Here is a 2,647-nt window from a genome sequence, read left to right as displayed (position 1 = left end):
CGCCTGGCGAACCACTGGGGGTGGTACCAGAACCTTGACCCGATGATCGCCATGACGGCCGGGACCAGCGTGAGCCGCACGACGAAGGCGTCCAGGAACACGCCGGCGGCGAAGCTGAAGCCGATCGCCTTGATGGTCGGGTCGTTGGTGAACATGAAGGCCACGAAGATGGAGAACATGATCAGCGCCGCCGCGGTGACCACCCGTGCTGACAATCCGGTGCCGCGCTGGACGGCGCGGCGGGCGCCGCCGTTCGCGGTGTACTCCTCCTTGATCCGCGAGACGACGAACACCTCGTAGTCACTGGACAGGCCGAAGATGATCGCCAGCATGATGACCGGCAGGAAGCTGATCGTCTGCGCCGGGGTGATGCCGAGCAGGTGCTGGCCCCAGCCCCACTGGAAGATCGCGACCTGGGCGCCGAGCGCCGCGGACATGGAGAGCAGGAAACCCAGGATCGACGTGATCGGCACCAGGATCGTCCGGAATGCGAACGTGAGCAGGATGAACGCGAGGCCGACCACGACGATCAGGAAGATCGGCAGGGCGGCAGACAGCTTGGCGGAGACGTCGATGTTGGACGCCGTGGTGCCGCCGATCAAGATGTGCGCGCCGGTGTTGCCCTCGATCGCGGCCCGGTCGTCGCGCAGCGTGTGCACGAGGCTGGCGGTGGCCGGGTCGCTGGGCCCGGACTTGGGAATCAGCCGGATCAGCGCGACGCCGTCCTGCGCGGCCAGCGGGGTCACCTGCGCGACGTCGGGCATCGTGGTGAGGGCCCGGGCGATCTGCTGGGTGTCTGAGGCGCTGAGGACGCCCAGGGCGACGATCAGCAGCGCACCGTTGTAACCGGCGCCGAAGCCTTCGGTAGTGAGGTCGTAGGCCTGGCGCTGGGTGTTGCCGGCGGACTGCGTGGCCCCGCTGGGCAGGCCCAGGTGGATCGACGCGGCCGGGATCGCGAGCACGCCGAGCAGGGCGATCCCGCCGAGGAGCACGGGTACCCGGTGGCGCACCACGAACCGGGCCCAGCCGGCGCCGGCCGTGCTGTCGGGGTCGGCGGCGGACCGGCGGGCGACCCGCGCGGCGCGGGCCCCGAGCAGCGGCAGCCGGGTGAACTTGGCCACCTTGGGGCCGGCGAAGCCCAGCATGGCCGGCAGCAGGGTCAGGGCGATCAGCAGCGCGACGGTGACCGAGGCCGCGGCGGCCAGGCCCATCACGGTCAGGAACGGGATGCCCACGACGGTCAGGCCGCACAACGCGATGATCACGGTCAGGGCGGCGAAGACGACCGAGCTGCCGGCCGTGCCCATGGCCAGCGGCACCGACTCCTCCGGGGTCATGCCGTTGAGCAGGTTGGTGCGGTGCCGGGACAAGATGAACAGGCCGTAGTCGATGCCGCAGGAGAGCCCGAGCATGAGCGCGACCGTGGTCGATGCCGAGGCGATGGTCAGCACCGACGCGACGGCGGTGATGCCCATCAAGGTGGTGACCACGCCGATGATCGCGCTCAGGATGGGCATGCCCGCGGCCGCGAACGCGCCGAAGGTGATCATCAAGATGCCGAACGCGATGAGCAGGCCGATCAGCTCGGGCGTCTCGGAGATGGGCGGGCGCCAGCCCGGGTAGACGCTGCCGTTGTATTCGACCTGCACGCCGTCGGCCTGCACGGGCTTCATCGCGTCCTTGACGGCGTTGAGGCTGGCGTCCTTCACGTCGGCCGCCTTGGCCGACCATTGCACTTGCCCGAGCGCCACCTGGCCGCTCTGCGACACTTGCCGGCCCTGGAAGGGATCCGCGACCGCGGAGACCTGCGGTATCGACCTGAGCTTGCTCATGGCCGTCTGGATCGCGGCCTGGGCGGCCGGATCGGTGACCTTCGCGCCGTCGCCCGTCGTGGCGAAGACGATCGTGCTCTGACCGCCGCTGAAGGCCGGCAGCTTGGCCGCCAGGACCTGCGCGGCGTTCTGCGCCTCGGTACCCGGGATGGTGAAGTTGTCGTTGGTCTTCCCGCCGCTGATGGTGGCGATGGCGATGGCGGCGATGGCCGCGACCAGCCAGGCCGCCAGGACCAGCCGCCGTCGCCGGAACGCGAAGCGGGCGAGTCGGTACAGGTAGTTCGACATGGCAGGTCTCCATGGATCGGATGCAGGTTCGGATCCGACCCTAGGACATTCACTAGCCATACGTCAAGTGAATCACCAGCCACTCGTAAAGTGACCCATTTGCCGTTCAGCTAGTGAATCACTAGCCGACAGCTAGTACACTGTGATCCGGAACCGCGAATGAGGAGCGCACCGATGGCGACGCCGGTCAAGAGCATGTCCAGCCGAGCGGTACAGGCCGAGCGGACCAGGCAGCAGATCCTGGAGACAGCGCAGCGGCTGTTCGCCGAACGCGGCTACGACGCCACCTCCCTGCAGATGATCGCCGACGAGATGGCGCTGACCAAGGCCGCCGTCTACTACCACTTCCGCGCCAAGAACGAGATCCTGGACGCGATCATGCAGCCCGGAGTCCAGCGGCTCGAGGCCCTGCTCGACGAAGCGGCCGCGATACGCGGGCGGCGGGCCCGGCTGGAGTTCCTGGTGAACGGCTTCGTCCATTTCCTGGTCCAGAACCGCCACTACGCGGTGATGGCCGCCACCGATCC

The 2,647-nt window shown here is 68.5% G+C and carries 2 protein-coding genes; one reads left to right on the top strand and one right to left on the bottom strand.

Annotated elements, in window-relative coordinates; genetic code table 11:
* On the bottom strand, positions 1-2,120 hold a 2,120-nt coding region (locus VGS97_RS16495; protein WP_326854419.1), incomplete at its 3' end, for an MMPL family transporter.
* Between the two features lie 174 nt (positions 2,121-2,294).
* Here VGS97_RS16495 and VGS97_RS16490 point away from each other — a divergent pair.
* Positions 2,295-2,647, top strand: a 353-nt coding sequence (locus VGS97_RS16490) for a TetR/AcrR family transcriptional regulator (protein ID WP_326854418.1), incomplete at its 3' end; no start/stop codon positions are given.

The organism is Actinocrinis sp., from assembly GCF_035946395.1.
Taxonomy (GTDB): domain Bacteria; phylum Actinomycetota; class Actinomycetes; order Streptomycetales; family Catenulisporaceae; genus Actinocrinis.
The sequence above is the reverse complement of the archived record's forward strand: the minus strand, read 5'-3'. Positions and strand labels throughout refer to the sequence as shown.